The following is a 26,144-nucleotide window of genomic DNA, read 5'->3' as shown; positions in this document are numbered from 1 at the left end:
ACGCCCGGCTCACCCCACACCCGGCCCGCCCCCTCGTTCGGTGATCAAGAGCTCCGCGTCAGTTGACCAAGAGGTTTGCGTCAAAGTCGATCTTCAACGTGACGCAAACCTCTTGATCACCGGGGAAAGCCGGGGAAAGCCGGGGAAAGCCGGGGCGGGGCGGGAGAGGCGGGGCGGGGGCGGGGCGGGGGTGCGGGGCAGGGGGGAGGGGAGGGTGGGGGTGGTGGGTAGGATTCGTCGCCGTGCGCGTACTTCTTCTGGGTGGTGGCGGGCGGGAGCATGCGCTCGCGCTGGGGTTGGTCGGGGATCCGGCGGTCGAGGTCCTGTTCGCGGCACCCGGTAACCCGGGGATCGCGGGGGTGGCGGAGCTACGGCAGGTCGATCCGGCCGATCCCGCCGCGGTGGCGGCGCTGGCCGTGGAGGTCGGTGCCGACCTGGTGGTGATCGGGCCGGAGGCCCCGCTGGTCGCCGGGGTCGCCGACGCGGTACGCGCCAAGGGTGTCCCCGTCTTCGGTCCGTCGGCCGAGGCGGCCCGGTTGGAGGGCTCCAAGACCTTCGCCAAGGAGGTCATGACGGCGGCCGGGGTGCCGACCGCCCGCGCGTACACCTGCACGGACGCACAGAGCGTCGGGCGGGCGCTTGACGAGTTCGGCACGCCGTACGTGGTGAAGAACGACGGGCTGGCCGCCGGCAAGGGCGTGGTGGTCACCGACGACCGGGACGTCGCGCTGCGGCACGCGCAGGAGTGCGGTCGGGTGGTGATCGAGGAGTACCTGTCCGGCCCCGAGGTCTCCCTGTTCGTGGTGACCGACGGTGAGGCGGCCCTGCCGCTGCTGCCGGCGCAGGACTTCAAGCGGGTCGGTGACGGCGACACCGGCCCGAACACCGGCGGCATGGGGGCGTACGCGCCGCTGCCGTGGGCACCGCCGGGCCTGGTCGACGAGGTGCTGGCCGACGTGGTCCACCCGACGCTGGCCGAGATGCGCCGCCGGGGCACCCCGTTCGCCGGGCTGCTCTACGTCGGGCTGGCGCTCACCGCCGCCGGCCCCCGGGTGATCGAGTTCAACGCCCGCTTCGGCGACCCGGAGACGCAGGTGGTGCTGGCGCTGCTGGAGACCCCGCTGGGCGGGCTGCTGCACGCTGCGGCGACGGGAACGCTGGCCGCGCACCCGCCGCTGCGGTGGCGGGACGGTGCGGCCGTCACGGTGGTGGTGGCCGCCGAGGGTTACCCGGCGACCCCGCGTACCGGTGACGTGATCACCGGCGCCGACCACCCGGGCGTCATCCACGCCGGTACCGCCCGCCGGGCCGCCGACGGCGCGTTGCTCTCCGCCGGCGGCCGGGTCCTCTGCGGTACGGCCACCGGGCCGGACCTGACCGCCGCCCGGGACGCCGCCTACGCCCTGGTACGCGGCATTGAGCTGGCCGGCTCGCACCACCGCACCGACATCGCCGCCACCGCGATCGACGGCCGGATCACCGTTCCGGACTGACCACAGCCGGGGCGACTGCCGGAGCGCCCGCCCGACGCCGGGCGTGGCACGACACGGGAGCGGCCGGCCACCCTCCCGGCCCGACCACCACCGCGATCAACGGCCCGCAGTGCCGGCCCCGGTCGGGTCGTGCCCCGTCGGGTCGGCGGTCAGAGCAGGGACAGGGCGGCGGCGATGACCCGTTGGGCGGTGGCGCTGAGTTCCTCGCCCTTGGCGTCGGTGCTGGTGATCGAGTATTCCACCCGGAACCGGCCGTCCCGGGTGGAGGCGACCCCGGCGAGGTAGCCGTACCGGGAGCCGGTCTTGATCCACAGGGTTTCGCCGTCGGGCAGTGGGAACGCGGTGAGCCCGGCGCTGTAGCGGGCCGGCCCGCCACCGACGTCCGGCACGCCCGGCAGGGTGAACATCGTGCCGAGCTGGGCCGGCGGCACGACCCGGCCGGCGAACAGCGCGGTGAGGAAGGTGTCCAGGTCGGTCAGGCTGGAGATGACGTTGCCGGCGGCCGGGGTGAAGGTCTGGCTCCAGGTGGTGACGTCGACCAGTTCGGTCCGACCGTCGCGGACGACCGCCTGGTACCCGTGGGCGTGCGGGCCCCGGAGGCGCGGGTCGTCGCCCGGCGCGTACGTGTCCTTCAGGCCGAGCGGCCGGGCGATGCGCCGGTCCAGTTCCGTCGCGAACGGGTGACCGGTGACCTTCTCGATGAGCAGCCCGGCGACGATGTAACCCATGTTGGTGTAGTGCTGCCTCGTGCCGGGGTCGAACTCGCGGGGGTTCTCCAGCCCGAGCCGGACCAGCTGTCGTGGGGTCCATCTGTCGTACCGGTGGGCGAGCTGCCATTCGATGTCGTCCGGCACGCGGGGGCTGGGCAGGCCGCTGGTGTGGTCGAGCAGTTGCCGGACGCTGACCGGCGGGTAGTCGGCGGGAAGCAGACCGGGCAGGAGCCGCTGCACCGACGCGTCGAGGTCGATCCGGTCCTCGGCCGCGAGTTGCAGCACGATGGCGGCGGTGAACGCCTTGGTGACGCTGCCCACCCGGAACCGGGCGTGCGGCGGTACGGGGGTCCGGCCGCGCAGGTCCCGCACGCCGGTGGTGCCGGTCCAGCAGCCGTCGGGCGTGGTGATCCGGACCTGGGCGCTGGTCGCGTCGGCGTCGGGTAACCCGGCTATCGCCTGCCGGACCGGGGTCGGGTCGAGGGTGCCGGGCCGGCAGCCCGCAGCCCCGCGCCGGTCACCGGCGGAGACGGGAGAGGGGGCTGCGACGGCGAGCGTCCCCGGGGCTGCGACGGCGAGCAGGGCACCGAGCGTCGAGGCGACGAGCACGGCCCGTCGATTCATGATCTTCATGGCGTCGAGCCTGCCGGTCACGGGGAGCGGCGACATCGGGGAGAGTCCCCCGCCGCACCCCGATCGTCGGCTCGGGGGACCACCCGGGGAGGATCAGCCGTAGTAGCGGCGGAGTTCCCGGGTGAGCACCTTGCCGGTGGCGTTGCGGGGCAGGTACTTCACGAAGATCACGTCCCGGGGTACGGAGAACCGGGCCAGGTAGCGCCGGACGTACTCGCGTACCGCCTCGGGGTCCAGGGTCTCGCCGGGGTGCAGGGCGAGGAACGCGGCCAGCCGCTGCCCGTACTGCGGGTCCGGTACGCCGAGTACGGCGGCCTCACGGACCTGCGGCAGCCGGGTGAGCAGGTCCTCCAGCTCGGACGGGAACACGTTCTCCCCGCCGGAGACGATCATGTCGTCGGCACGGCCGTCGACGAAGAGCAGCCCGTCGGCGTTGACCCGGCCGAGGTCACCGGTGTCGAGCAGCCCGTCGTGGATCTCCCGGCGGGCCCCCGAGGTGTAGCCCTCGAACAGCATCTCGTTGCCGACGAGGATCCGGCCGACCCGCCCGGCCGGCACCGGTTTCCCGTCGTCGTTGACGATCTCCAGGCGGGTGCCGTGCGGGGGGCGACCGGCGGTGGTGGGGGCCCGGCGCAGCTCGGCGGGGCCGGCGATGGCGGCCCAGGAGACCTCCGTGGAGCCGTACAGGTTGTAGAGGACGTCGCCGTAGGTCTCCATGAACCGGGTGGTGAGGCCGCCGGGCAGCGCCGAGCCGCTGACCGCGACCACCTTCAGCGCCGGCCGGGGCTCCGGTGGCGGCACGTCGAGCAGGCGCTGCACCATCACCGGTACGGCGAACAGCGCCTGACACCGGTGGGTCACGAGTGCGTCCAGCGTGGCGGCCGGGTCGAACCGGCGGTGCAGCACGATCGTGGCGCGCAGCGCGAAGGCGACCTGGAGGGCCGCGTACCCCCAGGTGTGGAAGATCGGGGCGGCGATCAGCACGGTGTCGTGGGTGTGCAGCGGGATGCGGTCGATGATGGACACCAGCGGGCCGAAGCCGTTCGGGACGGGCCGGCGGGCACCCTTGGGTGTGCCGGTGGTGCCGGAGGTCAGCACGATGGTCCGGCCGTCGTGGGCGGGCGGGGCGAGCCGGTCGGCGGGGAGCGCGGCGGCGACCAGGGCGTCGAGGCCGGGTTCGTCGACCCGGTGCACCTCGGCGGGGACACCCAGGACCCGCTCGGCGAACTCGGTGTCGTGCACCAGCAACCGCAGCCGTTGCTCCTCGGCGACGGTGGCGAGCTGCGCGGCGGACAGTCCGGTGTTGACCAGCACCGCGTCCGCGCCGAGCAGGGTGGCGGCGACGATGCCCTCGATCAGCCCGTGGTGGTTGCGGCACAGCAGCCCGACCCGGTCCCCGGCCTGTACGCCGAGCACGCTGCGCATCGACCGGGCGAGCCGTTCGGCCCGGTCGAGCAGTTCCCGGTAGGTGAGTTCGTGGCCGTGCTCGTCGACGACGGCGACCCGGCCCGGGTCGCGGGCGGCGGCCTGCCGCAGTTCGCCGGCCATGCCCCAGCCCCACTGGCGCAGCGCGGCGAGTTGTGAGGCGACCCGGACGGGGTGCCCGGGGGTGAGCAGTCCCCGCCTGGTCAGTGTGGCCACGATGAACGGCAGGTCCATCCGGCGACCTCCTTCGGGGTGCGACGTGGGGCCGGCCGGGGCCCTCACCAGGGATTCCTTTCCGATCATGCGTCGTTGACGGCCGACCGCCCAGTCGGCGTCGCCCGTGGTGGACGGGCGGTGACCGGGCGGTCGACCGGTGGCGACGGTCAGCGGATCTGGACGCCGGAGATGGCCCGGGAGATGACCAGCCGTTGGATCTCGGAGGTGCCCTCGAAGATGGTGTAGATCTTGGCGTCCCGGTACCAGCGTTCGACCGGGTGGTCACGCAGGAAGCCGGCCCCGCCGAGGAGCTGCACCGCCTTGTCGGTCACCGAGACGGCCACCTCGCCCGCCTTGAGCTTGGACATCGAGCCCTCGCCGGCGGTGAACGGCCGGTTGTTCCGGCCCATCCAGGCCGCCCGCCAGACCAGCAGCCGGGCGGCGTCGATCTCCGTCTTCATGTCGGCCAGGGCGAACGCGACGGCCTGGTTTTCGATGATCGGCCGGCCGAACTGGACCCGGTCCCTCGCGTAGTCGAGGGCGTACTCGTAGGCGGCGCGGGCGACACCGAGCGCCTGCGCGCCGACGGCCGGCCGGGACAGCTCGAAGGTGCGCATCGCGGCCTGGCCGCTGGCCCGATGGCCGGACCGGGCGCGGGCCAGCCGCTCGTCCAGCGCGTCCTTCCCGCCGAGCAGGCAGCGGCCGGGCACCCGGACGTCGTCGAGGAAGACGTCGGCGGTGTGCGAGGCGCGCAGCCCCAGCTTCTTGAGCTTGCGGGTCGCGTGCAGCCCGGCCGTCCCCGGCGGTACGACGAACGCGGCCTGCCCGCGCGAGCCCAGGTCGGGCGCGACGGAGGCGGTGACCACGTGCACCCCGGCGATCCCGCCGTTGGTGGCGTACGCCTTCTGCCCGCTCAGCACCCACTCGTCGGTGGCCTCGTCGTGGACGGCTCTGCTGCGCATGGCCGCGACGTCGGAGCCGGCCTCCGGTTCGGTGGTGCAGAACGCGGCGACGGCGGGTTCGTCAACCGTGCCGAAGCACTGCGGCACCCATTCGACCATCTGGTCGGGGGTGCCGGTGCCGTAGATGGCGGCGACGGCGAGCGAGCTGCCGAAGATGCTCAGCCCGATGCCGGCGTCGCCCCAGAAGAGTTCCTCACTGGCGATCGGCAGGGACAACCCGGTGGGGTCGGCCCAGCAGGTGGCGAGGAACTCGAAGCCGTACAGGCCGATCTTCGCCGCTTCCCGGATGATCGGCCAGGGGGTCTCCTCCCGGGCGTCCCACTCGGCGGCGGCCGGGCGCACGACCTCGGCGGCGAAGCCGTGCACCCAGTCCCGCAGGTCCCGCTGTTCCTCGTTCAGGTCGAGCGAGAACTCGGCCATCGTCAGGCCTTGGGGATGTCGAACAGGTTGGCGATGTTGGCGGCCAGGCCCAGGTCGCCCTTGGCCTTCAGCTTGCCGGTCATGAACATCATCACCGGGTTGGCTCCGCCGGAGACGATCCGCAGGAACTCGACCGGGCCCATGCTGAGGGTGAGCTTCGGGTCGCGGGTGGGGGTCTCCGAGACGGTGCAGGTGCCGTTCTCGATGACGATCTCGTAGGTGTCGGCGCCACCGTCGGGGCGGCCGGTGATGTTCCAGTGGATGACCGCGTTGGTGGCACCGGCACGGTCGGCGCGGAAGATCTGCGGCATCCGGCCGAAGACCTCGCTGAGCACCTTGCCGCGCAGGTCGCCGGACATCACCTCGGCGATCTTGTCGTCCGGGGTGGACTTGACCAGCTGGGCGAACTCCTTCGGGCCGAAGTTGGCGAAGTTGGCCGGGTCGAAGTCAGTCATGGAAGTTGCACCTCTCGGGGCGGACCGGTTCTGGTTACTCCCGCGTAACCTTACGCACGAGTAGGTATGCTCGCAAGGGTGTCCAGCACGCCGAGCTTCAAGCGCCTCCCCCGGGCCGTACGCGAGCAGCAGATGCTCGACGCGGCCGTCAAGGTCTTCTCCCGGCGCGGCTTCCACGCCGCCAGCATGGACGAGATCGCCGAGGACGCGGGCATCTCCAAGCCGATGGTCTACGCCTACCTCGGCACCAAGGAGGAACTCTTCATCGCCTGCCTGCACCGGGAGACCGCCCGGATGATGCTGGCGATCGCCGGTGCCGCCGCCCCCGACCTGCCGCCCGACCAGCGGCTCTGGCGCGGCCTGCGGGCCTTCTTCGGCTTCGTCGGGGCGCACCGCGACGGCTGGGCCGTGCTCTACCGGCAGGCCCGCGGCTCCCAGCCGTTCGCCGCCGAGCTGGCCGCGATGCGCGCCCGGCTGGTCGACGTGGTCGCCGGGATGCTCGACCACGCGCTGCGCGTCCGGGGCCGGGAGGTCGCCGCGACCGAGCTGGAGGTCGTCGCGTACGCCCTGGTCGGCGCGAGCGAGTCGCTGGCCGACTGGCTCGCCGACCACCCGGAGGCCGAGCCGGAGAAGACCGCCACCCGGATGATGAACGTCGCCTGGCTCGGCGCGGCCCAGCTCCTCGACGGCGTCACCTGGCGTCCCCCGGCGGACTGACCGCCCCCGCCCGCCGGTCCCGGCTCCGCCCGTGGCCCCGCCGGTCCCGGCGCAACGGGGTCAGCGGTGGGCGGCGGCGCGACGGCGGGCCCGCAGGCGCATCCAACGGACCAGCTCCAACAACCCGGTGACGGCCAGCGAGAGCCCGACGCCGACGAGCAGCCCCCGCAGCGGATCGCGTTCGAAGGCCAGCCCACCGAAGTAGCCGAGCAGCCCGCAGTACAGGCTCCAGACGGTGGCGGCGACGGCGTCGAACACCAGGAAGCGCAGGAGCGGATACCGGACGGCACCCATGGTCAGGGTGACGGCGGTCCGGCCGCCGGGCACGAAGCGGGAGGTGGTGAGGATCGAGCCGCCCCGCCGGTCCACCGCCCGACGGGCCCAGTCCGAGCCGCTGCGGCGGCGGCTGCCGTCGGGCAGCCGGGCCAGCCGCGCCGCGCCGCCGCCCCGACCGATGCCGTACGACACGTGGTCGCCGACGAGCGCGCCGAGGGCCGCCACCGCGATCACGGCCACCAGGTTCGGCTCGCCGCTTGCCGCGAACACCCCGGCGGTGATCAGGACGGTCTCGCCGGGCACCGCCGGGAAGAACGCGTCGACCGCGGTCACCACGAAGATCACCAGGTACACCCAGGGTGAGGTGACGGTGTGGTGGAGCAGGTCGAGCACCGACTGCATGCCCTCATGCTCGACGCTGGGCCCCCGGCCGGGGGCCCAGTCGCCGGATCAGGCCGCCGGCTGGGGAACCGGCAGCGGATCGGCGGCGGAGCTGCCGTGTTCCCGCTTGTCGGCGGCGGTGGGGCCGTGCGAGGTGAGCACCACCGGGGCGGCCAGCGCTTCGGACACCGCCGCCGGCCAGTCGGTCGGCGGGGCGTCGTACACCGGGCGGGTGGTCAGCAGGCGGGCGGTGAGGGCCGCCTGCCGCTCCAGGTCACCGGGCGGGCCGGGCGGCAACCGGTCGGTCCCGTCGTAGCGGCGGCACAGCCTCAGCGCCGGGCGGGCCGGGTCGGGGCGGGTCAGGTCGAGGTGGGTGAGAGCGAGGCCGTCCACCCCGCCGGCCACGTCCAGGGCGTACCGGTGGGCGACGGCGTCGAAGTGACCGAACCGGAACCGGCCCTGCCACGGGTTGGTCGGGTTGCGCGGGTCGGTCAACGGCAGCGACCGGTCCTCGGTGACCAGCGGACCGGGCCCGTGCCGGGTGGTCACCGTCCGCACCACCCCCAGCCGGTACGCCGACCCGGCCGCCCCCGCCTCGGCGAGCAGCGTCTCGGCGTTGGCGAAGGTGGTGGTGCTCCACGTGGTGTACGGGTGGAAGCCGTGCCACTCGTCCAGCAGCACCCCCTGCGCCCCCTCGAAGACGCAGGTCCCCGCCCGCAGCACCCCGGCCAGGTACGACCGGTCGACGATCGCCACCCGGTCAGCGAAGGCGGTGAACGCCGGCAGGCAGTCCGACACCGGCGGGGCGTCCAGCGGGCCGAGTTCGGCGGTCAGCCGGTCCCGCAGCGCGGTGAGCCGGCGGCGCAGCAGTTCCGGGTCCCGGCAGTCGGCCACCCGGGGCGCCTCGTCGGGGTGGGCGAGCCCGTACCGGACGGACTCGCCCACCCCCAGCCCGCAGGAGCCGTGCCGGGCGGCCCCCCGGGCGATCTCCCGGAGCCGGTTCGCCGCCCGGTGGTACGGCGTGGCCAGCAGCGCCTCCCCGTCGACGGTGAGCCGGTCGAGGGCGTCGGGCACCCCGACCGAGGCGAGGTGGTCGGCCTCGGCGGCCAACGCCAGCGGGTCCACCACCTGCTGCCGGGCCAGGTGGGTACGCACCCCCGGGCGGAACGTCCCCGCCCCGAACTGGGCGAACGTGTGGTGCCTGCCGTCGGGCAGCAGCACGTTGTGGGCGGCCTGCGCACCCCCGTTGAACCGCACCACGGTGTGCACGTGGCGGGTCGCGCAGAGCCAGTCCACGACGGTGCCCTTGCCGGCGTCGCCGTAACCGAGGTCGACCACGATCACGTGCCGGCCGGGCTGTCCGGGGTCGGGGAGGGCGGTCACAGCCGGGTCACCCCACCGGCCCGGCGCGACGTGGCCGGCAGCGTGGAGACCTCGGCGCGGCGGCCGCCGCCCAGCGGGGCCAGCGCCTTGGACACGGTGCGGCCGGCGGTGGAGCCGGCCCGGTCCAGGTCGCGCAGCCCCTCGTCGAGGTCGATGGCCTGCTCGCCGAGGCCGACGGTGAGCGCGATGGTCTCGCAGACCGCGTCCAGGTCGTCGAGGATGACGGCGCGCTGCCCGAGCAGGTCCCGCCAGAAGTCGAGCATCTTGGCGTTGCCGGCGTAGTGGCTGCCGGCGGGGAGCAGGTAGTAGGTGTCCCAGCGCCGGGTCACCTCGTCGACGATCTGCCGCAGCGGCACGTCCTCGCCGAGGTCGTCGCCGATCAGCCGGCCCACCTCCCGCCGGTTCACCCGGGGGTACGCCAGCTCGTCGCCGATGATGAACAGGTAGCCGCGCCGGCCCCGCTTCTCCCAGCTGTCGGTGACCGTGTGCCGGGCCATGAAGTACATCGCCAGCTCGTACGACTCGGTCATCTGACCGCCGCCGCCACCCTCCAGCACGATCCGGCCGAGGTCGTCGTCCATCCGGTTGTCCGACTCGAACTGCCCCACCTGCAACGGCACCCGGTCGCAGGTGGCGTCGCCGATCGCGCCGAACAGCACCTGCGGGTCGCGGGCGTAGCCCTGGCGCAGCAGCAGCCCGAGCAGTTGCGGCAGCTTGGCCTGGAGGGTGCGGGGCACGTGCCCCATCGAGCCGGTCACGTCGAACAGCACCGCGATGGGTGTCGACTGCGGGTGCTCGGCGGAGTCCCGGCTCTCCCGGACCGCGCCGCGCGGGTCGAGCGCCGGGTGCACGGTGCGGGCTCCGCTGTCGCTGTAGGAGAAGGCGCTGGTGCCCTTCTTCTTCCGGTAGCGGTCGGCGGCGTCGTACACGTCGGTGGACCAGATTCCGCTGCCCATGGCAGCCTCCCTAGGGGTTGAGGGTGAACGGTCGGAAGGTGCGCGGCCCGTAGAGCCGGTCGAGCACCTCGTCGAGTTCGCCGAGCAGTCGCCAGGCGTCGTCGGGTCGGGCGGCCAGCGCCGGGCGGCGGCAGCCGTCGGCGAAGGCGCGCAGTTCACGGGGGGCGCGGTCGCCCATCAGCCAGCTCATGCACGTCGCGGCCATCGCCAGGTCGGTGCCGGGGCCGGCGGGCCGCCGCGCGGTGACCTCCGGCGGGTACCAGTCCTCGTGGCCGGGGACCAGCGCCGGGACGGTGCCGCCGTCGACGGCGGAGAAGCACCAGTCGACGAGCACCACGCCGTGCGCGTCCGGCTCGATCAGCACGTGCCGGGGGAGCACCGCGCCGTGCACCACGCCGGCCCGGTGGGCCAGGCCGAGGGCGACCAGCAGCCGTCGCCACATCCAGGCCGCGTCCCGGGCGTCCAGCCCGTCGGGGTACGCCCGGCGTACCGCATCGAGGTCGTGCAGCCCGGGTACGGCGGCGAGCACGCTGATCCGGCGTTCCGCCCCGCTGGCGGCGTCACGGTGCCGGAAGCTGTCCACCAACCGGGGCACGTACGGCAGGTGGCGCGGGTCGCCGCGGTCCTCGATCTGCCGCAGCGCGTACGCCTCGCGGGCCATCAGGTCGTTGTCGGCCGGGTCGCGGGGAAGCTTGAGCAGCCGGTCCGCGCCGACGTCGTAGAGGTCGGCGAGGTCACCGGCGTGGGCGGGCGCCCCGAGCCGGTACCCGCCGAGCACGACCGTCGCCGGGTCGGGGGTGCCGGTCGCCTGCCAGCGGGTGGTGACCTGGACGAAGGCGTCGGTGGCGGCGGCGCGTACCCGGGCGTCGAGCGCGCCCAGCCGGTCGGGGTGCAGGGCCGCGACCAGCTCGCGGTAGCGCCGGGCCGGGGTGTCGACGCCGAACAGGTCGGCGTCGGTGCGGGCCGCCGCGACCAGCCGGATCGCCTCGTCGGTTCTCACCGGACGGTCTCCTCCCGGGCGGGGCGCAGCAGCGCCGGGTGCAGCAGCCGGGCGTCGCCGGACCGGTAGAGCCGGGCCCGGGGACCGCCCCGGGCACCGCCGCGTTCGGTGTTGCCGCCGGTGCTCTCGACGAAGCCGGGGACGGAGAGCACCTTGCGGTGGAAGTTGCCGGCGTGCAGCGGGTGTCCCCAGACCGTCTCGTAGACGCCGCGCAGCTCGGCGATGGTGAACTCGGGGCCGAGGAAGCGGGTGGCCAGCGGGGTGTACTCCAGCTTGGAGCGGGCCCGCTCCAGCCCGTCGTCGACGATCCGGGCGTGGTCGAAGGCGAGCTGCCGGCTGGGCAGGGCGGTGACCGGCAGCCACCCGGCCTCGTCGGCGTCGCTGTCGGCGACCGGGTCCGGCAGGTCGGGGGCGAAGGCGAGGTGGGCGACGGAGACGATCCGCATCCGGGGGTCCCGCTCCGGCGCGCCGTAGCTGGCGAGTTGTTCCAGGTGGACGCGGCACAGCCGGTCGCCGCCGAGGCCGGTCTCCTCGGCGAGTTCGCGGCGGGCCCCGGTGGCGAGGTCCTCGTCGGGCTGGACGAACCCGCCGGGCAGCGCCCAGTGCCCCTGGTACGGGGGCTGGCCACGCCGGATCAGCAGCAGGTGCAGCGCGCCCTCGCGGATGGTCAGCGCCACCACGTCCACGGTGACCGCGGTCGCGGGGTAGGCGCTGGGGTCGTACCCGGCGAGGAAGTCCTGCTCGTTCACGGCATCCCTCTCAGGTTGAGAATTACTCGATCTGAGAACAACTTAGCTGACGAAGTGGCGGTGGGCAACCGCCGTGCGTCGTTCAGCGGACGGTGCCCACCAGGTGCGGGCGGCCGGTCCGGGCGTCGTGCAGGGCGAAGTCCCAACCCGGGACGGCGCTGAACGCCACCGTCGAGGGCAACGGCACCGGCAGCTTGAACGCCACCTCCACCGTGTACGCCTCCGGCAGCCGGCCCTCCAGCGCGGCCAGGCAACGGGCCTTGCTCCACATGCCGTGCGCGATCGGCCGGGGGAAACCGAACAGCCGCGCCCCCAACCGGGAGGTGTGGATCGGGTTGTGGTCCCCGGAGACCCGGGCGTAGTCCGTACCCACCCGGGGGGTGAGCCGCCAGTGCGCGGTGGCGGCCGGCGGCGCGGGCCGCTCACCGGGGTCGCGCCCGGCACCCCCGCCGGCCCCGCGCTCCCGGCCCAGGTACGTCGACACCCCGCGCCACACCTCCTCGCCGTCGACCGAGCCGACCAGGACGACGTCGACCTGCCGCCCCCGGGTGTGCGGCCGGAGATTCCCGGCGTACGCCACGAAGTCCCACGGCATGTCGGCCGGGACCGGCCGGTGGACGGTGATCCGGTTGCCCACGTGCACCACCCCGGCCAGCGGGAACGGGAACTCCGGCAGGGTCATCAACCGCAGCGCCAGCGGGAACCCCAGCACGTGCGGGTAGGTCGCCGGCAGCGTGTCGGCCAACCGGAAGCCGCACACCCGGTCGTACTCCGCGAGGTGGGCCCGGTCCACGGTGACCCCGGCGACGGCCAGCTCGACCGGGGGTGCGGCGTCCGGCCGGCGGGACCGGCCGATGCCGGGCACCGCGTCGCGCAGCGCCCGCCGGTAGAGCGCGCCCGGTCGGGGCAGCCCCGGCAGCACCACCCGGGGTCGGGCCGCCGGCCCGCCGTCGTGGCCGCCCGGCCGGCCCGTCAGGTCCTCGGTGCCGGCCGCCGCCAGGTCCGGTGTCAGGTCCCGGGTGGCGTACGCCGACAGGTCGTGGGTCTCGTCGACGCCCGCGTCCGGTGCCGGGCCGGCGGCGCGGGCGGCGGCCAGCGCAGCCGGTGAGATGACCTCGGTCGGCCCCTCGATCAGGTCGCCGACCGACAGTTCGCCGTCGCCGGCCTCCTCGGGTCGGTTCCTGCGCCGTGCCATCACGCCCCCAGCAGACTCTGGCCGCAAACCCGGACCACGTTACCGCTGACCGCCGCCGAGGCCGGCCAGGCCAACCAGCCGATCGTCTCGGCGACGTCCACCGGCAGGCCGCCCTGCGCGAGGCTGTTCATCCGGCGGCCCGCCTCCCGGATCACCAGCGGAATGCGGGCGGTCAGCCGGGTCTCGATGAACCCGGGGGCGACCGCGTTGACGCTGATTCCCCGCCCGGCCAGCGCCGGGGCGAGCGCGTCGACCAGGCCGATCACCCCGGCCTTGCTGGTCGCGTAGTTGGTCTGCCCCCGGTTACCGGCGATCCCGGCGATCGACGAGACGGCGACCAGCCGTCCGCCCCCGGGGATCAGCCCCCGCTCCAGCAGCACGTCGTTGATCCGTTCCTGGCTGGAGAGGTTGACGTCGAGCACCGCGTCCCACCGGTCGGCGTCCATCCGACCCAGCGTCCGGTCCCGGGTGATGCCGGCGTTGTGCACCACCACGTCGACCCGGCCGTGCCGGTCGGCCAGGTGGTCGGCGAGCCGGGTGGGGGCGTCCGCGCCGGTCAGGTCGAGCTGTACGGCGGTGCCGCCGATCTCGTTGGCGACCGCCGCGAGGGCGTCGCCGGCCGCCGGGACGTCCAGCGCGACGACCTGCGCGCCGTCGCGGGCCAGCACCCGGGCCACCGCCGCGCCGATGCCCCGGGCTGCGCCGGTGACCAGCACCACCTGCCCGGCCAGCGGCCGGTCCCAGTCCGCCGGTACGGCGGCCGGCCCGGTGCCGACCCGGACCACCTGCCCCGAGACGTACGCGGAACGGCCGGAGAGCAGGAACCGCAGGGTCGCCTCCAGGCTGGTCGGGGTGCCGGCGTCCCCGTCCGGGGTGACGTACACCAGTTGGGCGGTGACGCCGCGACCGAACTCCTTGCCGATGCTGCGGGTCAGCCCCTCCAGGGCCCGCTGGGCGGTGGCCTCCCGGGGTGAGCCGCACTCGGCGGGCGGGGTGCCCAGCACGATCACCCGACCGCTGGGCAGCACCGAGCGGGCCTGCGGGTGGAAGAAGTCGTAGAGCTGACGCAGGCCGGTGGAGTCGGTGATGCCGGTGGCGTCGTAGACCAGTGCCCCGTTCTTCGGCGGCTGGCCGGTGGCCGGGTCCGGGGCGCTGCCCGCCGGGGTGTCGCGCAGCTCGATCCCGGCGTCCAGGAGCAGCCGGCCCACCTGCACCGCCAGCCTCGATCCGTCGGCCGCCCCGAGCAGGACCGGGCCGGGCAGCAGCGGATCGCCGACGGCGTACCGGCGCAGTCGCGGTGGGTCGGGCAGCCCGAGGCGCTTGACCAGCGCGCGGCCGGCCCCCGATTGGACGAAGCTCGCGTACCTGTCGGTCATAGGCGTAGCCTACTGGCCAGTAGGTTGTGGGCAAGTCCTGAAACGGAGGCGGGATCGTGCAGAGCATCCGGCGGGTCGCGGTCATCGGCGGCAACCGCATCCCCTTCGCCCGGTCCAACTCCCGGTACGCCAGCGCGTCCAACGCCGACCTGCTCGGCGCGGCGCTGGACGGGCTGGTCGCCCGGTTCGGACTGGCCGGGCAGCGGGTCGGCGAGGTGGTCGCCGGGGCGGTGCTCAAGCACTCGAAGGACTTCAACCTGACCCGGGAGGTGGTGCTCGGCTCGAAGCTGGACCCGCACACCCCCGCGTACGACATCCAGCAGGCGTGCGGCACCGGTCTGGAAGCGGCGATCCTGGTCGCCAACAAGATCGCCCTCGGGCAGCTCGACGTGGGCATCGCCGGTGGCGTCGACACCACCTCCGACGCGCCGCTGGCGATCAACGAGGACATGCGCCGCACCCTGCTGAAGCTCAACAGTGCCCGGACCCTCGGCGAGCGGCTGAAGATCGCCGCGAAGCTCCGCCCGCACCAGCCGTTCCGGCCCGAGTTGCCGCGTAACGCCGAACCCCGAACCGGACTGTCCATGGGCGAGCACGCCGCCCGGACGGCGCTGCGCTGGCAGATCGACCGGCGGGCACAGGACGAGCTGGCGCTGCGCTCGCACCAGCGCCTCGCCGCCGCGTACGAGCGGGGGTTCTTCGACGACCTGATGACGCCGTACCTGGGGCTGACCCGGGACCAGAACCTCCGCCCCGACACCAGCCTGGAAAAGCTCGGCGCGCTCCGGCCGGTCTTCGGTACCCGGGGCCCGGACGCCGGGCAGGCCACCATGACCGCCGGCAACTCGTCCCCGCTGACCGACGGCGCGTCCACCGTGCTGCTCGCCTCCGAGCAGTGGGCACGCGAGCACCAGTTGCCCGTGCTGGCCTGGTTCTCCTGGTCGGAGACGGCGGCGGTGGACTTCGTGCACGGCGACGAGGGGCTGCTGATGGCCCCCGCGTACGCGGTGCCCCGGATGCTGGACCGGGCCGGGCTGACCCTCCAGGACTTCGACTTCTACGAGATCCACGAGGCGTTCGCCTCGCAGGTGCTGGCCACCCTGGCGGCCTGGGAGTCGCCGGAGTTCGGTAAGGACCGGTTGGGGCGGGACGCCCCGCTGGGCGCGATCGACCGGGACCGGCTCAACGTCACCGGCTCGTCGCTGGCCGCCGGGCACCCGTTCGCCGCCACGGGTGGCCGGATCGTGGCGACCCTGGCGAAGCTGCTCGCCGAGAAGGGCAGCGGCCGGGGGTTGATCTCGATCTGCGCGGCCGGCGGGCAGGGCGTCACCGCCATCCTGGAACGCTGAGTGGGCGCTGCCCGCTGCCGTACCGGCTCACCTCGTTCGCAGCCAGCCGAGGAATCGGGTGTGCAGGTCGCCCGCCGGCTGCCGGCTCAGGTCCGTCAACGCCTCGACCAGTTGCAGGCCGAGGTAGACGCCGAGGGCGGCGCGATCGTCCGCGTACTCGCCGAGTAGCCGGTCGCGCCGGACCCGGCAGGGCCAGGGCTCGCCGCATCCGGTGCACTGCCAGCTGGGACGGGCCGGTACGTGAGCACCCAGTGCGGGCACCGGCAGGATCCGGATCGCCCCCAGGCGGGCGAGCACCCGCCGCTGCCGTGCCCCGGACGGATGACGTAGTTCGACGCCACGCAGTCGGATCCACAGGCCGTCGCTGTGTTCTTCCCGGCGGCCCACCTCCACGATCCGTAGGGTCAGGGTGCCGAGCCCGTAGCAGTAGTGCTGCTCGGCCACCGTCACCACGTCGCCGATCCCGAACGGGACCACCGGCCGGGCGGTCATGATGACACCGAGCAGTGCGGTCCATTGGCGGCTGCGTACAGGCGGAGCACCCAGGCGAAGGTCAGTAGTGGTGCCTGCCGGGGCGTGCCCTGTCGCGGTGGCCCGAACCAGCCCCGCCAGCCGGCTCGCCGACGAGGCTGATCGGGCGACAGCACCGGCCGCCCCAGCTCGACCAGACGGTTCGCCGCCGCATTCGCCGGTTGACACGGCCCTGGTACCAGGCAGACCAGGCAGAGGTGTTCGTCCGGATCGGGCACGTGGCTGTCGAGGATGTGGTGTGCGGCAACCGCCGCCGCCTCGTCTCGGTGCCACACGTGGCTGTTCGTCGACCGATAGACGCCCAACTTCCACTCCCGTCGTTCGCGGATGCACGCAGGGCAGCTTCACTGGCGTCGACAACCTTACTGCCTATCCAATAAGGCATCAAGGATGGGTGGGTGGATCGTTTCTGCTGAACTACCCTTGGCCAGTGCTGGTGCAGAGGAGCCGAAGGTGAGTCACCCCGAGTGGATCAGTGTCTCGATGCCCTACGTGACGCCTCGATCGCGCGAAGGTGGGGACGCGTGGGCTGCCGAGGCGGCGCAGCAGGGCGGGCTCGGCACCCAGAAACTGCTGGAGGTGGCGGAGATGCCGCCAGCGGCTGAAGTGGCGGAAGCGCTGCTGGTGGATGCCGACACGCCGGTCATCGTTCGACGGCGGCTCATGATGTTCGACGGGCAACCCGTCGAGTTGACCGACTCTTACTACCCGGCCTCGATCGCTCGTGGCACTGCCTTGAGCGAGCCCCGCAAAATTCGGGGAGGAGCGGTCAGCCTGCTCGCCGAGCTGGGCTATCGTCCCGGGCGGGTCACAGAGGACGTCTACACCCGGCAGCCCACCGAATCCCAGCGGAGCGCCCTCGGGCTGGCGTCCGGAGAGTGGGTGCTCGGGCTGACCCGGCTACTCAGCACCGCCGAGGGCGTGCCTGTCGAGTTGAGCGTCATGACGATGGTGCCGCAGGGCCGGCGCCTACGGTACGAACTGATCGTCGAATAGCGGATCGAGGGAGCGGCACATGGCCAGCGAAGGCGACGGCCGTCCTCGGCATGAACAGATCGCGGCCGACCTTCGGGCCCGCATCATGTCTGGCGATCTTCCTGCCGGCTCTCAACTGCCGTCGATCCCCACCTTGACGACGCGGTATGCCGCTGCCACGGCAACTGTCCAACGGGCGCTTGCCGCATTGAAGGCGGAGGGATCGGTGCGCAGTGAGATGGGCAGAGGCGTCTACGTACGTGACCGCCAGCCTCTTGTCATGGAGGCTTCGGCGTACCTGGTGCCGCGGCCGAGCGGGATCAACTACCGTCTGCTCGCCGTCGAGGAGGTGGAGCCCTCCCCGGAGGTGGCGCGGCTACTGGCGCTGGGCAGCGACGACACGGTGGTGCTCCGACAGCGGCTGATGCTGCACGGCGGGGAGCCGACGGAGTTGTGCTGGTCGTACTATCCGGCCTCGATCGCGCGGGGCACCGAACTCGCCGAACGCCGCAAGATCAGCGGTGGAGCCGCCCGGGTCCTGGCGGACCTCGGCCATCCGGAGTACGAGGTGGTCGATCACGTGTCGGCCCGCATGCCGACCTCCGAGGAAGTGGAGAGGCTGGCGCTGCCGCCGTACGTACCTGTGTTGCGCCAACTGCGGGTGGTCCGTACCGCGACCACACAGCCCGTCGAGGCGTCGGTGCTGATCAAGGGAAGTCATCTGCACGAGCTTCGTTACGGGTTCCGTATCTGACGGTCCTCGATACTCGCCGGGGTACGTGCGCAGGGCCCGTGCGTCTGCTGACCACTGTGGTCGGACACTCGGCGCTCGCGCAGCTCAGGGCGGTGTTGCCGGGGCTTCCTACGGTGGTGTCAGCCCGCCCGGACGTCCCGGTGGCGGTGCCCCGTGGAGGAGTGTCATGCCTGGTCGTGCCCTGCTGCGTACCGCTGCCGTTGCCCTTGCCGGCGTGCTCGCGGCCGGCGGTTGCGCCGCCACCACGCCGCGCGTCGAGGGACCCCCGGGGGTCGGGACGGCTGGCGGTCCGGCGGGGTCCGGCCACGCGAGGACCGGCTCCGGCGACACCGGCACGGTCACCGACGGCGGGGCCCCGGGCGTGGGGATCCAGGAGGCCGACCCCACCGGCAGCCCCACGGCCGGTGGTGGCGGGGACAGCGGCGGGGACAAATCCGGTACGAAGGCGAACGGCCCCACCATCAGCTCCTTCCGGGTCACCCGCAAGCCGAGCTGTCCGGCCGGCACCACCGTCAACCCGATCCCCGGTAGCGGAGTGCGGATGGAGTGGCAGGTCGGCAACGCGACCTCGGTGGCCCTGTCGGTCGACGGCCCCGGCGTCTACCGCGACGACTACCCGTCGACCGGCAGTGAGGAGCTCACCTTCCCGTGCTCGGGTGGCGACGGTGACGTCCAGCGGCACACGTACACGTTGACGGCGCGCAACGCGCACGGCAAGCAGACGAAGACGATCGTGGTCACCGCCCCGGTGCACGACATCCCGAAGGTCTGACGCCGAACTCCGTGGCCCGAGCGGTCCGGCCGACCCCCGCCGGGCGGGCCTGCTTCGCCCCTGGTCGGCCCGCCCAGGTCGACGGTCGTCGGGTAGGAGACAATGAGGTACGTGACGACGATCCCGAACGTGCTCGCCCACCGGTACGCCTCACCCGAACTGGTCGCCCTCTGGTCCCCGGAGGAGAAGGTCCGGATGGAGCGGCGGCTCTGGCTCGCCGTGCTCCGCGCCCAGCGGGACCTCGGCGTGGCGGTGCCCGACGGCGTGGTCGAGGCGTACGAGCGGGTGGTCGACCAGGTCGACCTGGCCTCGATCGCCGAGCGGGAGCGGGTCACCCGGCACGACGTGAAGGCCCGGATCGAGGAGTTCAGCGCGCTCGCCGGGCACGAGCACGTGCACAAGGGGATGACCTCCCGCGACCTCACCGAGAACGTCGAGCAGCTCCAGGTGCGCGCCTCGCTGGAGCTGATCCGCGACCGGGTGGTGGCCGCGCTGGCCCGGCTGGCCTGGCTCGCCCACGAGCACTCCGGCCTGGTGCTGACCGGCCGTTCGCACAACGTCGCCGCACAGGCCACCACGCTGGGCAAGCGCTTCGCCTCGGCGGCGGAGGAACTGCTCATCGCGTACGAGCGGCTGGAAGACCTGATCGGCCGCTACCCGCTGCGCGGCATCAAGGGCCCGGTGGGCACCGCCGCCGACCAGCTCGACCTCTTCGACGGGGACGCGGAGAAGGTGGCCGAGCTGGAGCGTCGGGTCGCCGGTCACCTCGGGTTCGCCCGGGTGCTGGACAGCGTCGGGCAGGTCTACCCGCGTTCGCTGGACTTCGACGTGCTCTCCGCGCTGGCGCAGGTGGCCGCCGCGCCGTCGTCGCTGGCCACCACGATCCGGCTGATGGTCGGTCAGGAGCTGGCCACCGAGGGTTTCAAGCCCGGCCAGGTCGGCTCCAGCGCGATGCCGCACAAGATGAACACCCGCTCGTCGGAGCGGGTGAACGGCTTCGCGGTGATCATCCGGGGTTACCTGTCGATGGTCGGCGAGCTGGCCGGCGACCAGTGGAACGAGGGGGACGTCTCCTGCTCGGTGGTCCGCCGGGTGGCCCTGCCGGACGCCTTCTTCGCCGCCGACGGGTTGTTCCAGACCTTCCTCACCGTGCTCGACGAGTTCGGGGCGTACCCGGCGGTGATCAGCCGGGAGCTGGAGCGCTTCCTGCCCTTCCTGGCCACCACCAGGATCCTGGTCGCGGCGGTGCGCCGGGGCGTCGGCCGGGAGGTCGCCCACGAGGTGATCAAGGAGCACGCGGTCGCCGTGGCCCTCGCGATGCGGGAGAAGGGCGCCCCCGACAACGACCTGTTCGACCGGCTGGCCGCCGACTCCCGCCTCGGCCTCACCCGCAGCGAGATCGACACCCTGGTCGCCGACCCCGCCACCTTCACCGGCGCCGCCCAGGCCCAGGTGGACGCGATCACCCGCCGCATCACCACGGTCGTCACGGCCCACCCCGAAGCCGCCACCTACTCCCCACCCCCCATCCTCTGATCCTGTCCCCGCCCCCGGGCTCTCCCCGCCCCCGGCTTCCCCGGTGATCAAGAGCTTTACGTCACCGATGAAGATCAACCAGCCCCAAACCTCTTGATCACGCCCGGTGAAGGCCGGCCCGGCGTAGGCCCTCCCTCGTGATCAAGAGGTTTGCGTCAGCTGTCGAGATCAACTTGTCCCAAACCTCTTGATCACGCCCGCCAGGCCCGGTCGGGCGTCGGATCATCGGGGCGGGCCGGGTGGGTCCCGGGGCGGGCCGGGTGGGGTCCGGGGAGCCGGGTGGGTCCCGGGGCGGACGGAAGCGGGGTGGGGTGGGTCAGGAGTCCCGGGTGGGGGTTTCGGCGGCGGAGGAGAGGTCGGGGGCGCTCGCCGGTTCGGCGATGCCGCCGGGCGACTCGGCGAACCCGGGGTCGTGGGCGGTCTCGGCGGCGACCAGGGGCTGGTCGTGCGGCATGACGTCGGGGACCTTGGGTACCACGATCACCGCCGTGCCGTAGGCGCAGATCTCCATCCACATCTCGCCGCAGTCCCGGCTGTCGAAGCGCATCCCCACCACGGCGTTGGCGCCGATGCGCAGGGCCTCCTCGCCGAGCCGGGCCACCGAGTCGGTGCGCCAGCGGGTGAGGTTGTCCGGGGCCATCGGGTCGTACGCGCCGCCGCGCAGGTTCTTGACCCCCTCGCGGTACGGGTTCCGGGTCCGCGCCATCGACGACACCACTTCGCCGAGAATCTGGCGGATCTCGTAGCCGGGCAGTTGATCCGTCGTCACGACCAGCACGGTTCCGATGCTGTCAGTAGCGCTACGGCGTCGAAGCGTGCCGTACGCACCTGGTCGGATGCTGCAAAACCAGGCGGCGCGGACGGCCGGCACGCGACCGGCCATCCGCACCGCCCGTGGTGGTAACCGTCAGACACCGGCCGTCGAGGTGATCCAGGCCCGGTTGTACGCGACGCTGCCGTAGTTCTGGATGCTCGATCCGTCGGCGGTGGAGGCGACCCCGACCTGCCGGCCGTTGTAGAACTGCGGGCCGCCCGAGTCGCCGCGCCACGCGTTGCCGTTGATCCGGGTGCTGCGGATCGCCTGGCCGCCGTACGCGTCGGTGGCGTTGGTGCTGGTCACCTGCACCGAGGCGGTCTTGAGCTGGCTGGAGGCCCCGCAGCCGCTGTAGCAGGTCATGCCCCAGCCGTAGATGGTGTTGGTGGAACCGACGGGCGGGTTGCTGCTGGCCAGGCTGACCGGGGTGTTGCTGACGGTGCTGGACAGCCGCAGCAGGGCGAGGTCGTAGCGGGTGTAGGAGGCGCTCACGGTGCGGGTGGTGCCGCCCGAGGCGTAGTAGACGCTGCCGACCCGGACGGACATGGTGCCGCTGACGCAGTGCCGGGCGGTGAGCACCCACTGGGCGGAGATGACGCTGCCGGAGCAGGTGAACGACCCGTTGCTGAAGACCGCGGCGGCCCAGGGGGCGGAGGAGACGGTGCTGCCGCCGATGATCGGCTGCGGGCCGGCCGGGGCGGCGGTGGCCCCGGAGGCGGCGACGAGGACACCGGCGAGGGCGGTGGTGAGTACCGCGAGCGTGGAGCGGAGGCGCATCGGGGGGACTCCTTCGGGTGTGGCCCGGGGTGGCCGGGCGGGGTCGGACGTCGGGGCGGGGGTGGCCTTTCGGGGACGCCGACCAGGCATCGACAACTGACGATTGAGGCTAGGGGGCGGTGAGCGGCTTCACAAGGCTGTCATCGAGATCAACCAATGTGACAGGAATGACCCCGGAGGTGCTCGTCCCTGTTTGTCGGATACCGGTCGCAAATCTGGCGTTGAGCCGCGTATTGCCTGCTCAGGTAGGGTGTGTCGGAGCGACGCGACGACGGTCGGCAACAAATCCGTATCAGAGCGGCAACGAACGGATCTCGACCACACGTCCCGGCGACCGGTAACGTCGATCACTGCCTGAACTGCGCCCGGCCGGTGCGTCCGGACCGGAATCTGCCAGGTACGCTGGCTGCGCTCGCCCGTAGTGGGCCGGCACCCAACTGCGTACACAGTCAGGAGTGCCCAGTGCCTCGCGTCGTCGTCGACGTCATGCTCAAGCCCGAGATCCTCGATCCTCAGGGCCAGGCCGTCGCAAACGCGCTGCCGCGGCTCGGCGTCGGTGACGTCGCCTCCGTCCGCATCGGCAGGCGGATCGAGATCGAGTTCACCGGCGAACCGGACCTGGACCGGGCCCGGGAGATCGCCGACAAGCTGCTCGCCAACCCCGTCATCGAGGACTTCACGGTCCGGGTCGAGGCCGACGAGACCGCGGACGCGAACTCGTGACCGCCCGCGTCGGAGTGGTGACCTTCCCCGGCTCGCTGGACGACGGGGACGCCGCCCGCGCCGTGCGGATCGCCGGCGCGGAGCCGGTCCGGCTCTGGCACGGTGACCCGGAGCTGCACGGGGTCGACGCCGTCGTCCTCCCCGGTGGCTTCTCCTACGGCGACTACCTGCGCTGCGGGGCCATCGCCCGGTTCGCCCCGGTGATGGAGACCCTGGTCGACGCCGCCCGGGGCGGCCTGCCGGTGCTCGGCATCTGCAACGGCTTCCAGATCCTCTGCGAGGCCCACCTGCTGCCCGGCGCGCTCACCCGCAACCAGCACCTGCACTTCCGCAACCGCGACCAGGTCCTGCGCATCGAGTCGGTCGGCACCGCCTGGACGAACACCTTCCAGCCCGGCCAGGAGATCCTCATCCCGGTCAAGAACGGCGAGGGCTGCTACGTGGCCGACACCGCCACCCTCGACGCCCTGGAGGCCGAGGGGCGGGTCGTCGCCCGCTACGTCGGCGGCAACCCGAACGGCTCGCAGCGGGACATCGCCGCGATCACCAACGCCGCCGGCAACGTGGTCGGCATCATGCCCCACCCCGAGCACGCGGTCGAGGCGCTCACCGGCCCCTCCCTGGACGGCCTCGGCTTCTTCACCTCGGTGCTCAAGCACCTGGTGGGGACGCCGGCGTGACGGTGCGCGGCGGCAACATCGGTCGGCTCCACCGCCCCACCGGCGGGTACGAGCGCAGCGAGGAGAGGTCATGACCACCCACCAGGACCCGGCCGTTCGGGCAGCCGCGGGCGTCGCCCCGGCGGAACCGCACGCGGCCGTCGCGCCGCCGGCCGACGCCGACCGGCACAGCGGTCCGACGCCGGCCACCGACTGGGCCGACGGCGTGGACACCGTGCAGCGGGCCGCCGGCACCGGCGACGAACTCCAGCCGTACGCCGAGCTGGGCCTGCGTGACGACGAGTACGACCGGATCCGGCACATCCTCGGCCGCCGCCCCACCCAGGCCGAGCTGGCCATGTACTCGATCATGTGGAGCGAGCACTGCTCGTACAAGTCGAGCAAGGTGCACCTGCGCCAGTTCGGCGAGAAGGCCCCGCCCAGCGACCGGCTGCTCGCCGGCATCGGGGAGAACGCGGGCGTCGTCCGGGTCTCCGACACGCTGGCCGTCACCTTCAAGGTCGAGTCGCACAACCACCCGAGCTTCGTCGAGCCCTACCAGGGCGCGGCGACCGGTGTCGGTGGCATCGTCCGGGACATCCTGGCGATGGGCGCCCGCCCGGTCGCGGTGATGGACCCGCTGCGGTTCGGTGCGGCCGACCACCCGGACACCGCCCGGGTGCTGCCCGGCGTGGTGGCCGGCGTCGGCGGCTACGGCAACTGCCTCGGCCTGCCCAACATCGGCGGTGAGCTGGTCTTCGACCCCTGCTACCAGGGCAACCCGCTGCTCAACGCGCTCTGCCTCGGCGTGCTGCCGGTGGACCGGTTGCAGAAGAAGGACGCCGCCGGCCCCGGCAACGTCGTGGTGCTGCTCGGCGCGAAGACCGGCCGGGACGGCATCGGCGGCGTGTCGGTGCTGGCCAGCGCCACCTTCGACGAGGGCAGCGAGCAGCGCCGCCCGTCGGTGCAGGTCGGTGACCCGTTCATCGAGAAGCTGCTGATCGAGGCGTGCCTGGAGCTGTACGACGCCGAGCTGGTCGTCGGCATCCAGGACCTCGGCGGCGCGGGTCTGACCTGCGCGCTCACCGAGACGGCCGCGTCCGCCGGCACCGGGATGCGGGTCTGGCTGGAGCGGGTCCCGCTGCGCGAGCCGTCGATGGAGCCGCACGAGATCCTGGCCAGCGAGTCCCAGGAGCGGATGCTGCTGGTCGTCACCCCGGACAAGCTGGAGGCGGTGCTCAAGACCGCCGAGAAGTGGGGCGTGCTGGCCACCGCGATCGGTGAGGTCACCCCGCCCGCGCCCGACGGCCGCCCGGGCCGACTGCTGGTCACCTGGAACGACCACGTGGTCGTCGACGTGCCGCCGGGCTCGCTGGTCGACGACGGGCCGGTCTACGCCCGCCCGATGCGGGAGCCGGCCGACCTGATCCTGCTCCAGGCCGACCGGGCCGAGACGCTGCCCCGGCCGAGCAACCCGGCGGCGCTGCGGGAGACCCTGCTGCGCATGATCGCCTCGCCGAACCTGGCCGACAAGACCTGGGTCACCGAGCAGTACGACAGGTACGTGCTGGGCAACACCGTACTGGCCCAGCCGGAGGACTCCGGCGTGATCCGGATCGACGAGCAGAGCGGCCTCGGGGTCGCCCTCTCCGTCGACGGCAACGGCCGGTACGCCCGCCTCGACCCCTACCAGGGGACGAAGCTGGCGCTCGCCGAGGCGTACCGGAACGTGGCGGTGACCGGCGCGAAGCCGATCGCCGTGACCAACTGCCTCAACTTCGGCTCGCCGGAGGACCCGGGCGTGATGTGGCAGTTCGCCGAAGCCGTCCGTGGCCTGGCGGACGGCTGCCTGGAACTGGGCATCCCGGTGACCGGCGGCAACGTCAGCTTCTACAACCAGACCGGTGCCGCCGCGATCCACCCGACCCCGGTGGTCGGCGTGCTGGGCGTGCTGGACAACGTGGCCGACCGGGTGCCGATGGGCTTCGTCCCCCGCGCCAACGGCGACCACGACCAGGTCTACCTGCTCGGCGACACCCACGTGGAGCTGTCCGGCTCGGAGTGGGCCTGGGTGACGCACGAGCACCTCGGCGGCATGCCGCCGCAGGTCGACCTGGGCCGGGAGCGCCAGCTCGCCGAGCTGATGGCCGAGGCGGCGCGGGTGGGTCACCTCAGCTCCGCGCACGACCTGTCCGACGGCGGCCTGGCCCAGAGCCTGGTCGAGTCGAGCCTGCGTCGGGGCGTCGGGGTCCGGATCGGCGTGCCGGAGCGGTTCGCCGACGGTTCGCTGCCGTTCGTCTTCCTGTTCAGCGAGTCGGCCGGTCGGGCGCTGGTGACCGTGCCCCGGGGGCACGAGAAGGCGTTCACCGCCCTCTGCGACGAGCGGGGCGTGCCGTGGGAGCAGATCGGCGTGACCGACCCGGCGAGCGGTGTCCTGGACGTGCACGGCCAGTTCCGGATCGGCCTGGACGAGCTGCGGGCCGCGCACACCGCGACCCTGCCCCGGCTCTTCGGCGGCCCGGAGGCGGCCCAGGTGCAGGTCGAGGCGGTCCGCACGGGTACCACCACGATCGCGCCGGCCACCGCCACGCAGCCGGTGGACGTGCCGCAGCGGCAGCAGCCGGCGGACGCGGACGACCCGGCCGCCGAGGTGGTGGCCGCTCCGACGACCGACGCACCGGTGTCGGGCGGGCCGACGTCGACCGTCCCGGTGCCGGACGATCCGGCGGCCCGCGCCACCGTGGCGGACGACGCCGCAGGCTCCGCGCCGTCCCCGGACGCCCCGGCGGGCACCGCGCCGACGTCGGATGCTCCCGCCGCCCCGACGACCGGGTCCACCCCGCAGGCCGACGCGGCGACCTCCGAGGCCGGCGACGGGCAGCGCCCGACGCCCGATCAGCGCTGAGG

Annotated in this window: 25 protein-coding genes; 10 read left to right on the top strand and 15 right to left on the bottom strand. The window is 73.2% G+C overall.

What is annotated here, in order from left to right; all coding sequences use genetic code 11:
* The first annotated feature begins 242 nt into the window (after nt 1-242).
* Nucleotides 243-1,493, top strand: a complete 1,251-nt coding sequence (purD, locus tag ACN260_RS28605) for a phosphoribosylamine--glycine ligase (protein ID WP_422753887.1) — start codon at nt 243-245, stop codon at nt 1,491-1,493.
* A gap of 149 nt (nt 1,494-1,642) precedes the next feature.
* Here purD and ACN260_RS28600 read toward each other — a convergent pair whose 3' ends face one another.
* The 4 genes from ACN260_RS28600 to ACN260_RS28585 form a co-directional block, all read right to left on the bottom strand.
* On the bottom strand, nt 1,643-2,836 hold the full coding sequence (locus tag ACN260_RS28600; RefSeq protein ID WP_422753886.1) for a serine hydrolase domain-containing protein: 1,194 nt from the start codon (nt 2,834-2,836) through the stop codon (nt 1,643-1,645).
* 93 nt (nt 2,837-2,929) lie between these two features.
* A complete protein-coding gene (locus ACN260_RS28595) occupies nt 2,930-4,495 on the bottom strand; it encodes an AMP-binding protein (protein WP_422753885.1) in 1,566 nt (521 codons plus the stop codon).
* Between the two features lie 149 nt (nt 4,496-4,644).
* A complete protein-coding gene (locus ACN260_RS28590) occupies nt 4,645-5,859 on the bottom strand; it encodes an acyl-CoA dehydrogenase family protein (protein WP_422753884.1) in 1,215 nt (404 codons plus the stop codon).
* 2 nt (nt 5,860-5,861) lie between these two features.
* Nucleotides 5,862-6,314: an SCP2 sterol-binding domain-containing protein gene (locus ACN260_RS28585; protein ID WP_422753883.1), complete on the bottom strand. Its 453-nt coding sequence runs from the start codon at nt 6,312-6,314 to the stop codon at nt 5,862-5,864.
* 78 nt (nt 6,315-6,392) lie between these two features.
* Between ACN260_RS28585 and ACN260_RS28580 the strand changes: the two genes are divergently transcribed.
* Nucleotides 6,393-7,031 carry a TetR/AcrR family transcriptional regulator gene (locus tag ACN260_RS28580; protein WP_422753882.1) on the top strand — a complete coding sequence of 213 codons (639 nt, stop codon included), beginning with the start codon at nt 6,393-6,395 and terminating at the stop codon, nt 7,029-7,031.
* A 60-nt stretch (nt 7,032-7,091) separates the two neighbouring features.
* Here the strand turns inward: ACN260_RS28580 and ACN260_RS28575 are convergent, their stop codons facing one another.
* The 7 genes from ACN260_RS28575 to ACN260_RS28545 form a co-directional block, all read right to left on the bottom strand.
* Nucleotides 7,092-7,709: a DedA family protein gene (locus ACN260_RS28575; RefSeq protein ID WP_422753881.1), complete on the bottom strand. Its 618-nt coding sequence runs from the start codon at nt 7,707-7,709 to the stop codon at nt 7,092-7,094.
* A 48-nt stretch (nt 7,710-7,757) separates the two neighbouring features.
* Nucleotides 7,758-9,071 carry an adenylosuccinate synthetase gene (locus ACN260_RS28570; protein ID WP_422753880.1) on the bottom strand — a complete coding sequence of 438 codons (1,314 nt, stop codon included), beginning with the start codon at nt 9,069-9,071 and terminating at the stop codon, nt 7,758-7,760.
* Nucleotides 9,068-10,027, bottom strand: a complete 960-nt coding sequence (locus tag ACN260_RS28565; protein ID WP_422753879.1) for a hypothetical protein — start codon at nt 10,025-10,027, stop codon at nt 9,068-9,070. The genes ACN260_RS28570 and ACN260_RS28565 overlap by 4 nt, the downstream gene beginning before the upstream one ends.
* Nucleotides 10,028-10,037: 10 nt before the next feature.
* Complete coding sequence (locus tag ACN260_RS28560) at nt 10,038-11,027, bottom strand: serine/threonine protein kinase (protein ID WP_422753878.1); 990 nt, start codon at nt 11,025-11,027, stop codon at nt 10,038-10,040.
* A complete protein-coding gene (locus ACN260_RS28555) occupies nt 11,024-11,776 on the bottom strand; it encodes an NUDIX hydrolase (RefSeq protein WP_422753877.1) in 753 nt (250 codons plus the stop codon). Before ACN260_RS28555 ends, ACN260_RS28560 begins: the two co-directional genes overlap by 4 nt.
* An 82-nt stretch (nt 11,777-11,858) precedes the next feature.
* Nucleotides 11,859-12,752 carry a MaoC/PaaZ C-terminal domain-containing protein gene (locus ACN260_RS28550; RefSeq protein WP_422756861.1) on the bottom strand — a complete coding sequence of 298 codons (894 nt, stop codon included), beginning with the start codon at nt 12,750-12,752 and terminating at the stop codon, nt 11,859-11,861.
* Between the two features lie 218 nt (nt 12,753-12,970).
* On the bottom strand, nt 12,971-14,347 hold the full coding sequence (locus tag ACN260_RS28545; RefSeq protein WP_422753876.1) for a 3-oxoacyl-ACP reductase: 1,377 nt from the start codon (nt 14,345-14,347) through the stop codon (nt 12,971-12,973).
* Nucleotides 14,348-14,403: 56 nt separating this feature from the next.
* Here ACN260_RS28545 and ACN260_RS28540 point away from each other — a divergent pair, with 56 nt between their 5' ends.
* A complete protein-coding gene (locus ACN260_RS28540; RefSeq protein WP_422753875.1) occupies nt 14,404-15,696 on the top strand; it encodes an acetyl-CoA C-acetyltransferase in 1,293 nt (430 codons plus the stop codon).
* A gap of 27 nt (nt 15,697-15,723) precedes the next feature.
* On the opposite strand, the gene ACN260_RS28535 is transcribed toward ACN260_RS28540, so the two are convergent.
* Complete coding sequence (locus ACN260_RS28535) at nt 15,724-16,188, bottom strand: hypothetical protein (protein ID WP_204958516.1); 465 nt, start codon at nt 16,186-16,188, stop codon at nt 15,724-15,726.
* Nucleotides 16,185-16,532: a hypothetical protein gene (locus tag ACN260_RS28530; protein ID WP_422753874.1), complete on the bottom strand. Its 348-nt coding sequence runs from the start codon at nt 16,530-16,532 to the stop codon at nt 16,185-16,187. The genes ACN260_RS28535 and ACN260_RS28530 overlap by 4 nt, the downstream gene beginning before the upstream one ends.
* A gap of 178 nt (nt 16,533-16,710) precedes the next feature.
* Here ACN260_RS28530 and ACN260_RS28525 point away from each other — a divergent pair, with 178 nt between their 5' ends.
* From ACN260_RS28525 to purB, 4 genes are all read left to right on the top strand, one after another.
* Nucleotides 16,711-17,223 (top strand): GntR family transcriptional regulator, encoded by a 513-nt coding sequence (locus tag ACN260_RS28525; RefSeq protein WP_422756860.1) that lies wholly within the window; start codon nt 16,711-16,713, stop codon nt 17,221-17,223.
* A 19-nt stretch (nt 17,224-17,242) separates the two neighbouring features.
* Nucleotides 17,243-17,956, top strand: coding sequence for a GntR family transcriptional regulator (locus tag ACN260_RS28520; protein WP_422753873.1), 714 nt, complete (start codon nt 17,243-17,245; stop codon nt 17,954-17,956).
* Nucleotides 17,957-18,122: 166 nt separating this feature from the next.
* Nucleotides 18,123-18,728 carry a hypothetical protein gene (locus ACN260_RS28515; protein ID WP_204958519.1) on the top strand — a complete coding sequence of 202 codons (606 nt, stop codon included), beginning with the start codon at nt 18,123-18,125 and terminating at the stop codon, nt 18,726-18,728.
* Nucleotides 18,729-18,839: 111 nt separating this feature from the next.
* On the top strand, nt 18,840-20,264 hold the full coding sequence (purB, locus tag ACN260_RS28510; protein ID WP_282345306.1) for an adenylosuccinate lyase: 1,425 nt from the start codon (nt 18,840-18,842) through the stop codon (nt 20,262-20,264).
* A 316-nt stretch (nt 20,265-20,580) separates the two neighbouring features.
* Here purB and ACN260_RS28505 read toward each other — a convergent pair whose 3' ends face one another.
* Nucleotides 20,581-21,147, bottom strand: coding sequence for a YbjQ family protein (locus tag ACN260_RS28505; protein WP_422753872.1), 567 nt, complete (start codon nt 21,145-21,147; stop codon nt 20,581-20,583).
* 24 nt (nt 21,148-21,171) lie between these two features.
* Nucleotides 21,172-21,855 (bottom strand): S1 family peptidase, encoded by a 684-nt coding sequence (locus ACN260_RS28500; RefSeq protein ID WP_422753871.1) that lies wholly within the window; start codon nt 21,853-21,855, stop codon nt 21,172-21,174.
* Between the two features lie 462 nt (nt 21,856-22,317).
* Between ACN260_RS28500 and purS the strand changes: the two genes are divergently transcribed.
* The 3 genes from purS to purL all read left to right on the top strand — a co-directional run bounded on the left by purS (nt 22,318) and on the right by purL (nt 26,142).
* Nucleotides 22,318-22,578 (top strand): phosphoribosylformylglycinamidine synthase subunit PurS, encoded by a 261-nt coding sequence (gene purS / locus ACN260_RS28495; RefSeq protein ID WP_088641951.1) that lies wholly within the window; start codon nt 22,318-22,320, stop codon nt 22,576-22,578.
* A complete protein-coding gene (gene purQ / locus ACN260_RS28490) occupies nt 22,575-23,258 on the top strand; it encodes a phosphoribosylformylglycinamidine synthase subunit PurQ (RefSeq protein WP_204928444.1) in 684 nt (227 codons plus the stop codon). Before purS ends, purQ begins: the two co-directional genes overlap by 4 nt.
* A 70-nt stretch (nt 23,259-23,328) precedes the next feature.
* Entirely contained in the window at nt 23,329-26,142 is a 2,814-nt protein-coding gene (gene purL / locus ACN260_RS28485) for a phosphoribosylformylglycinamidine synthase subunit PurL (RefSeq protein ID WP_422753870.1), read from the top strand.
* Nucleotides 26,143-26,144 lie beyond the last annotated feature (2 nt).

Source organism: Micromonospora sp. WMMD708 (assembly GCF_049315245.1).
GTDB classification, from domain to species: Bacteria; Actinomycetota; Actinomycetes; order Mycobacteriales; family Micromonosporaceae; genus Micromonospora; species Micromonospora wenchangensis.
Note: the sequence above shows the minus strand (reverse complement) of the source record. Positions and strands in the feature narration are given on the sequence as shown.

Bases quoted from the DNA above. Each gene is read 5' to 3' on its own strand.
- ACN260_RS28575 (WP_422753881.1), bottom strand. From the start codon at position 7,709: ATGCAGTCGGTGCTCGACCTGCTCCACCACACCGTCACCTCACCCTGG.
- ACN260_RS28535 (WP_204958516.1), bottom strand. From the start codon at position 16,188: ATGACCGCCCGGCCGGTGGTCCCGTTCGGGATCGGCGACGTGGTGACG.
- ACN260_RS28595 (WP_422753885.1), bottom strand. From the start codon at position 4,495: ATGGACCTGCCGTTCATCGTGGCCACACTGACCAGGCGGGGACTGCTC.
- ACN260_RS28545 (WP_422753876.1), bottom strand. From the start codon at position 14,347: ATGACCGACAGGTACGCGAGCTTCGTCCAATCGGGGGCCGGCCGCGCG.
- ACN260_RS28500 (WP_422753871.1), bottom strand. From the start codon at position 21,855: ATGCGCCTCCGCTCCACGCTCGCGGTACTCACCACCGCCCTCGCCGGT.
- ACN260_RS28515 (WP_204958519.1), top strand. From the start codon at position 18,123: ATGCCTGGTCGTGCCCTGCTGCGTACCGCTGCCGTTGCCCTTGCCGGC.
- purL (WP_422753870.1), top strand. From the start codon at position 23,329: ATGACCACCCACCAGGACCCGGCCGTTCGGGCAGCCGCGGGCGTCGCC.
- ACN260_RS28600 (WP_422753886.1), bottom strand. From the start codon at position 2,836: ATGAAGATCATGAATCGACGGGCCGTGCTCGTCGCCTCGACGCTCGGT.
- ACN260_RS28585 (WP_422753883.1), bottom strand. From the start codon at position 6,314: ATGACTGACTTCGACCCGGCCAACTTCGCCAACTTCGGCCCGAAGGAG.
- ACN260_RS28525 (WP_422756860.1), top strand. From the start codon at position 16,711: ATGCCCTACGTGACGCCTCGATCGCGCGAAGGTGGGGACGCGTGGGCT.
- ACN260_RS28590 (WP_422753884.1), bottom strand. From the start codon at position 5,859: ATGGCCGAGTTCTCGCTCGACCTGAACGAGGAACAGCGGGACCTGCGG.
- ACN260_RS28520 (WP_422753873.1), top strand. From the start codon at position 17,243: ATGGCCAGCGAAGGCGACGGCCGTCCTCGGCATGAACAGATCGCGGCC.
- ACN260_RS28565 (WP_422753879.1), bottom strand. From the start codon at position 10,027: ATGGGCAGCGGAATCTGGTCCACCGACGTGTACGACGCCGCCGACCGC.
- ACN260_RS28505 (WP_422753872.1), bottom strand. From the start codon at position 21,147: ATGGCCGGTCGCGTGCCGGCCGTCCGCGCCGCCTGGTTTTGCAGCATC.